Here is a 6745-nt window from a genome sequence, read left to right as displayed (position 1 = left end):
TCGAACAGCGATCAACGCAGCGCGCAAACTAACTGTAGTTCGTAGGTGCAGCAATTCATCAGAACTGTTGAGGGATAAAGGCCTGCAACCGGAAGACGCGAACTCACAATCGTCCAACAATTCATAGCGTGATTTGGACTCCAGCCGGTCAGTGTGAAGATACCTGCCATCGGCCAATCGGTGCGACATGTTGCGCAGGCCGAGGGAGACTATCTGCCTATTGCGCAGTGCGCCGGTGACGGCGATCGCTCAAGGCTTCTTCCCCATGCCAGCCTTCCCTTAACCAAGGTTGGCACCCGTCACATTTGAGTGCCAAATAATTTGCTACAGGACCTTGCCCGTCGGGAACGATCGGCCTATCTCCGCACCAGTCATGCTGGCACTTCCTGCCCGCGACTGCCAATTTTTGCAATTTACGTGCGATTACAGAAACTTAGGAGGACTGCATGAAATTCCGTCCGCTTCACGACCGCGTCGTGGTCAAGCGCATCGACGCCGAAGAGAAGTCTGCTGGCGGCATCATCATCCCGGACAGCGCCAAAGAGAAGCCCTCCCAGGGCGAGATCGTCTCCGTCGGCCCCGGCGGCCGTGACGAAGCCGGCAAGCTGGTCCCGCTCGACGTCAAGGTCGGCGAGCGCGTGCTGTTCGGCAAGTGGTCTGGCACCGAAGTGAAGATCGACGGTCAGGACCTCCTGATCATGAAGGAAAGCGACATCATGGGCGTCCTCGAAGGCGCTGCCGCTCCTGCTGCCAAGAAGAAGGCCTAAGGGCCTCTCCTTCCTTTCCCTTCCATCCTGAAATTCAAGGACATCCAACATGGCTTCCAAAGAAGTTAAATTCGGCGTTGACGCGCGCGACAAGATGCTGCGCGGCGTGGACATCCTCGCCAATGCAGTGAAGGTCACCCTCGGTCCGAAGGGCCGCAACGTCGTGATCGAGAAGTCGTTCGGCGCACCGCGCATCACCAAGGACGGCGTCACCGTCGCCAAGGAGATCGAGCTCGACGACAAGTTCGAGAACATGGGCGCCCAGATGGTGCGCGAAGTGGCTTCGAAGTCGGCTGACGCAGCTGGCGACGGCACCACCACCGCGACCGTGCTGGCCCAGGCCATCGTGAAGGAAGGCGCCAAGTCGGTCGCCGCCGGCATGAACCCGATGGACCTGAAGCGCGGCATCGACCTGGCTGTGGAAGCCGTGGTCGCCGACCTCGTGAAGAACTCCAAGAAGGTCACCTCGAACGACGAAATCGCCCAGGTCGGCACGATCTCGGCGAATGGCGACTCGGAAATCGGCAAGTTCCTGGCTGACGCCATGAAGAAGGTCGGCAACGAGGGCGTCATCACCGTCGAGGAAGCCAAGTCGCTCGAAACCGAACTCGACGTCGTCGAGGGCATGCAGTTCGACCGCGGCTACATCTCGCCCTACTTCGTCACCAATGCCGACAAGATGCGCGTTGAATTCGACGACGCTTACATCCTGATCAACGAGAAGAAGCTCTCCTCGCTGAACGAGATGCTGCCGCTGCTCGAAGCCGTCGTGCAGACCGGCAAGCCGCTCGTCATCGTCGCTGAAGACGTCGAAGGCGAAGCCCTCGCCACCCTCGTCGTCAACCGTCTGCGTGGCGGCCTCAAGGTTGCCGCCGTCAAGGCTCCGGGCTTCGGCGATCGCCGCAAGGCCATGCTGCAGGACATCGCGATCCTGACCGGCGGCCAGGCGATCTCGGAAGACCTCGGCATCAAGCTCGAAAACGTGACCCTGCAGATGCTCGGCCGCGCCAAGAAGGTGATGATCGACAAGGAAAACTCCACCATCGTCAACGGCGCCGGCAAGAAGGCCGACATCGACGCACGCGTGGCGCAGATCAAGGCGCAGATCGAAGAGACCACTTCGGACTACGACCGTGAGAAGCTGCAGGAGCGTCTCGCCAAGCTGGCTGGCGGCGTGGCCGTCATCCGCGTCGGCGGCGCGACCGAAGTCGAAGTGAAGGAGCGCAAGGACCGCGTTGACGACGCGATGCATGCGACCCGTGCAGCCGTTGAAGAAGGCATCGTCCCCGGCGGCGGCGTCGCTCTGCTCCGCGCTTCCGAGCAGCTGAAGAACATCAAGACCAAGAACGACGACCAGAAGACCGGCGTCGAGATCGTCCGCAAGGCCCTGTCGGCTCCGGCTCGCCAGATCGCCGTCAACGCTGGCGAAGATGGTTCGGTGATCGTCGGCAAGGTGCTGGAAAACGCGACCTACGCCCACGGCTTCGACTCGCAGACCGGCACCTATGGCGACATGCTCAAGAAGGGCATCATCGACCCGACCAAGGTTGTCCGCACCGCGATCCAGAACGCAGCTTCGGTTGCTTCGCTGCTGATCACGACCGAAGCCATGGTCGCTGAGCTGCCGAAGAAGGCCGGCGCCGGCCCCGCAATGCCTCCGGGCGGCGGCATGGGCGGCATGGACTTCTAAGTCCAGCTACGCAAGGCTAGCTACGAAATGCAGAACCCCGGCAGCGATGCCGGGGCTTTTGTTTGTCAGATCGGAGCACGCGATCTACTTCGCGCCATAGGGCGCCGGCGTCTCGCGGCTTGGCGCCGAGCCAACCGTGGCACCGCGGCGCTTGTTTTCGAGATCCTGCGCCATCTTCAGGTGATGCTGCAACGCCGGCAGCGTCTTCCCGGCCCAGTCCTTCAGCTTGGCGTTGTCGCCACCCTTTGCGTAGCGCTCGAACAGTGAGACCGCGTCTTCATGCACGCTCACCTGCATCGGGGAATAGGTCGCCGAGAACTCCTCGGGTTTGGCCTGTGTCAGCTTGTCGAGCTTGGACTGCGACGACGAATTCAGCGCCGTCGGCAAGTCTGCCTTCACTGCGCCGCTGGCGATCAACTGCTTGATGTCGGCCGACGTCCTGGTGTGATCGGTGATCATCTGCTCGGCGAATTTTTTTTCCTCCGCATTGCCCTTCTGCTGCGCGATCTTGGCTGCTGCGATTTCCAGCATGTCGCTGTTGGCTGCTTCGGTCACGAAGTCCTGCGTCTTCGGCGCGATGCCAAGCGTGGAGTTCACACCGGTCTTCTCACCGACGGACTGGGCGAGCACCGGGCCGGAAAGCATGGTGGTTGCAGCGAGAATAATGGCGAGTTTTTTCATGGCCGTTGTCCTTGAGTCTTCCCTTGGCATCAGCAGCCCGGCCGAATGCGGCGCGGTCCTTGCGATTACCAAGTTGTTGAATCGTGCGACGTTCCGTCACCGTATCGACGCGTGTTCGGCCGTTTGACGCACGCGCCCCCTTCCCGCCGCATTTTCTTCAGTTTCGGTTCACCCGCAGCACGTAATTCTCTCGCGCTGGCCGATGACACACATTGGCCTCGAGTTAGGAGAATGCCGTGAAGAAATTTGCTTTTGCCATTGCCGCTGCCGCCACGATTGGTCTGGCTTCGCTGGTCTCACCCGCCTCGGCGACGACGATCACCATCGACAAGACCAATGTCGCTGCACCGATCACGGACTTCTCGTCGCAGCATCGTCACTACACGCATCGCAAGACCATCGTCCGTCGCGGACCGGTCTGCACCACGCGCACCGTGGTGAAGCGCGGCCATCACGGTCGCCGTATCGTCAATAAGGTCCGTGTTTGCCGCTAAACGGCAACGCGCGAGACACCGAAGGCGGCGCAGATTGCGTCGCCTTTTTTATTTGCGATCATCCGCTCAATCGTCGAGCTCGGGCCCCGGCGGCATTTGCGGCATCGACGGATTTTGTGGACGCATCGGTGCCGAGGGCTGCATGCGATCACGCGGCGCCGGTGCCTGACCGCGGGTGATCTGGTTCGACGCCGCGGCTTCGGGTGGAAAGAAGACATCGTGGCAGGCGCGACTCAGCCGTGGGCCCGCCGCGCGCAGGCAACTCTCCACGCGCGTTTCATCGGGCATCGCCATCGAGCAGAGCCGGAACGCATCGGGCGTACACGCCTCGCGCTGCGCATCGGTGCCGGCGGCGAATGCAGGTGCAGAATTCATCAATGCCAATGAAGCGATCGCACCAATGGTGCGCGGCGTGATCAGGCGGGGTGCGAGCGAAAGTGCCATCTTGCGATCCCATGTTGCGACAACATGACAGATCAAGCCGCTGATGGCACAGCAGTTCCGCGGAGCGACGATACTGGCTGGTGAAAATTCAGGCGGTGAATCATCTGCCGCGCAGATGATTCAAATGCGACTGGATCAGTCGAGCTTGGCGACGACGACGACGCGTCGCACTTCGCCGCGGCGATAGGCCTGCAGGAACTTGTCGTAGTCCTTGAACGAGATGCAGCCGTTGGAGTCGCCGTTCGGCCCGAGCAGGTAGCTGTGTGTCAGCAGACCGTTGCGGCCGAAGATGGCGCTCTCGCCGCCGAGCGGGGTCATGCGCAGCGCGGCGACGCCATGGAACAGCGCTTCGCGCGGCTTGAGATCATAGATGTGCGGCGGCGTCACGCCGCGCATGCGCTCATGCGCATAGGCGGGATTGTCCATCCGCGAGCCAAGGCCGGAATGCGCCTCGAGCTTGGTGCCGTCCGGCATGTAAACGCGCTTGGCGGTGATGTCGTAGACCGCGGTGAGGCGATCCATGTCGCTCGGCTCGAGCGTCCCCGGGGTCGCGTCCTGGCCGTTCGACAGCACGCCGCCGTCGTGGCCGGCATAAGCGAGCATCGGGCCGTTCTTCGGCTTGTCGCCGCCGAACAGCTTGTCGAAGATGTTGACATTGGCGGTCTTCGGATGCGCCGCCAGCGCCATACGGGCGCGCTGCACCAGCGCGTCATGACCGAAGGCCCCGCCCTTCGGCGTCGGCGCCTGGGCGGTCTGAGTCTGGGTCTGATTGTTCTGCGCAGCAGCGGGTGCATCCTGCGGACGCACATTCGGCATCGGAATGCTGGCAATGAGCTGCTTCACCGTCGGCGACGGCTGCATCAAGGCGACTTCCTGCGGCTTCACGGCCGGCGCCGGCACGGTCGGCTCCTCACCGATGCGGCGAGCGAAACGATCCGGCGTGGCGCCCATGGAATTCGGCGCGAACCAGGCGACCTGCTGGCGATCCTGCTTCGGTGCCACCATCGGCGCGGAGCCGGCGAGCGGCGCACGGCGCGCAGGCTCGAAGCGATCGGAGAAATTGGCGTTGGTTTCGGCGCGGGTAACGCGCTGGTTGAAGCGCTCGGCGAAGGACGAGGTGGACACGCCGGCATCGGGTGCAAGGCTCGCAGTCACCATCGCCGGTTCGATGTCGCCTGTGTGGAAGAGCTTGCCAGCGAGCGTCCATCCGCCGGTGAGTGCTACGGCAGCCAGTGCGGCGCCGGCCCAGAAGAACGTGCGGGAATTGTTTGACGACGTGTTCGACACTGCTCGGCCTGGGCGAGAGGGCGCTTGAGAATTCAACGCTCGTCGACGGTTACTCATACGCTCAACGTCCAAAGAACTGGCGTCCACACAAAATGACTGCGCGTCCCGCGAACGATGCGCCGATGGATCAAGAGATCCACGGCTGCAATCCCGCAGGAATGCGAAGCGCCATTAAGGCGAGTTTTAGTTAAATGCGGATTAATCGGAAGATCCCCACCAAGTCCCCATCGGCGTCTAAAAGCCTGCCAATAATGGCCTTTTTGCGTGCCAGGTGAAGAGAAATTAACGTGCCCGCGGCGGTTTTTTGCGTCCTATTTTGGGACGCTGATCCCCGGCTTTGTCGGCACCCATTCCTGCCCGACGCACTCAATCCTGCGGGAACCTTAGGTCACACGGCTTGCCCGAGCCTGTCCGCCCCCCGGAAACACGCACGGCCGGGCACGCGAAGCGCGCCGGCCGAAACGATGCAAGCAACTGAAATCACGTGTAATTCAGCTTCGGATACCAGTCGGTTCCACGGCCTTCCGGGGTGCAGTCGAGGATGGTCCAGATCGGCATCAGGTCGGGGGCGCCGCGGGGGTCCTGGCCGGGATCGGCAGTCGCGGCGAACATCTCGCCGGCCCAGAAGTGCCGGATGGAACCGTCCCGCCGGGTGAACACATTGAAGGCGGCATCGTCCCCGCCGTCCTTGCTCAGCCCGAAATAGTCGCGGCTGAAGTCCCCGGACGGGTCCGAAAACAGCGGCAGGTAGTGCCAGCCGCGCTCCCGCTTGAAGGCACTGAGTCGCTCGATGGGCGAGCGTGCGATCACGGCCAGGGCAACGCGCTGGGTAATGTCCGGCACCTCGCCATCCCAGGCGGACAACAGCGACGTGCACATGGGGCAAGGTCGCTCACGCTGCGGGCCGAACATGTACGAGTAAGTCACGAGCGTCTGCTTGTCGCCGAACAGGCCTTCAAAAGACACCGGGCCGTCCTCGCCGATGAACTGATAGTTCGCCGGCACCGCACCGCCATCGGGGAGCGCACGACGCATCTCGGCAACGCGTTCGATATGGCGACGCAGTTCGATCTCCTCGATCAGCAGCGCATTGCGCGCGGCGCGGTAGTCGGCGCTTTCATTGGGGAAGTGAACGGTGGTCGCCTTCACGAGATCGGCGGCGGGGGTCAGGGAACCAGTCATGACATGTCCTCCGTAGGCTGATGGAACGTGGCGTATCTGGAAGACGTTCCGGAACCGGCGACGCCGACATGGACGGCAAGGAGTTCTTGGCAATTGACGCCTGATGCGAGCGTGTCATGGAGTATCCCGATGCGCCTGTTTCACTTCAGCGACGAGAGCAGTATCGAGGTCTTCATGCCGCGGCCGGTGCCCGGCTTGCA

Annotated in this window: 7 protein-coding genes; 3 read left to right on the top strand and 4 right to left on the bottom strand. The window is 62.4% G+C overall.

What is annotated here, in order from left to right; all coding sequences use genetic code 11:
* The first annotated feature begins 446 nt into the window (after nt 1–446).
* Nucleotides 447–767 carry a co-chaperone GroES gene (locus ACIQ17_RS29195; protein ID WP_211909340.1) on the top strand — a complete coding sequence of 107 codons (321 nt, stop codon included), beginning with the start codon at nt 447–449 and terminating at the stop codon, nt 765–767.
* Nucleotides 768–816: 49 nt separating this feature from the next.
* Complete coding sequence (groL, locus tag ACIQ17_RS29190) at nt 817–2457, top strand: chaperonin GroEL (RefSeq protein WP_398472918.1); 1641 nt, start codon at nt 817–819, stop codon at nt 2455–2457.
* 84 nt (nt 2458–2541) lie between these two features.
* Here the strand turns inward: groL and ACIQ17_RS29185 are convergent, their stop codons facing one another.
* Nucleotides 2542–3138 (bottom strand): DUF4142 domain-containing protein, encoded by a 597-nt coding sequence (locus ACIQ17_RS29185; RefSeq protein WP_398472916.1) that lies wholly within the window; start codon nt 3136–3138, stop codon nt 2542–2544.
* 236 nt (nt 3139–3374) lie between these two features.
* Here ACIQ17_RS29185 and ACIQ17_RS29180 point away from each other — a divergent pair, with 236 nt between their 5' ends.
* Nucleotides 3375–3632 carry a hypothetical protein gene (locus ACIQ17_RS29180; protein WP_398472915.1) on the top strand — a complete coding sequence of 86 codons (258 nt, stop codon included), beginning with the start codon at nt 3375–3377 and terminating at the stop codon, nt 3630–3632.
* Nucleotides 3633–3698: 66 nt separating this feature from the next.
* Here ACIQ17_RS29180 and ACIQ17_RS29175 read toward each other — a convergent pair whose 3' ends face one another.
* The 3 genes from ACIQ17_RS29175 to ACIQ17_RS29165 all read right to left on the bottom strand — a co-directional run bounded on the left by ACIQ17_RS29175 (nt 3699) and on the right by ACIQ17_RS29165 (nt 6545).
* A complete protein-coding gene (locus ACIQ17_RS29175; protein ID WP_398472914.1) occupies nt 3699–4076 on the bottom strand; it encodes a hypothetical protein in 378 nt (125 codons plus the stop codon).
* A gap of 135 nt (nt 4077–4211) precedes the next feature.
* A complete protein-coding gene (locus ACIQ17_RS29170) occupies nt 4212–5363 on the bottom strand; it encodes a tlde1 domain-containing protein (protein WP_398472913.1) in 1152 nt (383 codons plus the stop codon).
* A 480-nt stretch (nt 5364–5843) separates the two neighbouring features.
* The gene (locus ACIQ17_RS29165; protein WP_398472912.1) at nt 5844–6545 is read right to left on the bottom strand and encodes a DUF899 family protein; all 702 of its coding nucleotides are present in this window, start codon (nt 6543–6545) and stop codon (nt 5844–5846) included.
* Nucleotides 6546–6745 lie beyond the last annotated feature (200 nt).

The sequence above is a fragment of the Tardiphaga sp. genome (genome assembly GCF_044340795.1).
Classification (GTDB): Bacteria; Pseudomonadota; Alphaproteobacteria; order Rhizobiales; family Xanthobacteraceae; genus Tardiphaga.
This window is presented reverse-complemented; position numbering and strand designations above follow the sequence as displayed.

Excerpts from the sequence above, each read along its gene's own strand:
- ACIQ17_RS29175 (WP_398472914.1), bottom strand. The coding sequence starts at position 4,076 with ATGGCACTTTCGCTCGCACCCCGCCTGATCACGCCGCGCACCATTGGT.
- ACIQ17_RS29195 (WP_211909340.1), top strand. The coding sequence starts at position 447 with ATGAAATTCCGTCCGCTTCACGACCGCGTCGTGGTCAAGCGCATCGAC.
- groL (WP_398472918.1), top strand. The coding sequence starts at position 817 with ATGGCTTCCAAAGAAGTTAAATTCGGCGTTGACGCGCGCGACAAGATG.
- ACIQ17_RS29185 (WP_398472916.1), bottom strand. The coding sequence starts at position 3,138 with ATGAAAAAACTCGCCATTATTCTCGCTGCAACCACCATGCTTTCCGGC.
- ACIQ17_RS29165 (WP_398472912.1), bottom strand. The coding sequence starts at position 6,545 with ATGACTGGTTCCCTGACCCCCGCCGCCGATCTCGTGAAGGCGACCACC.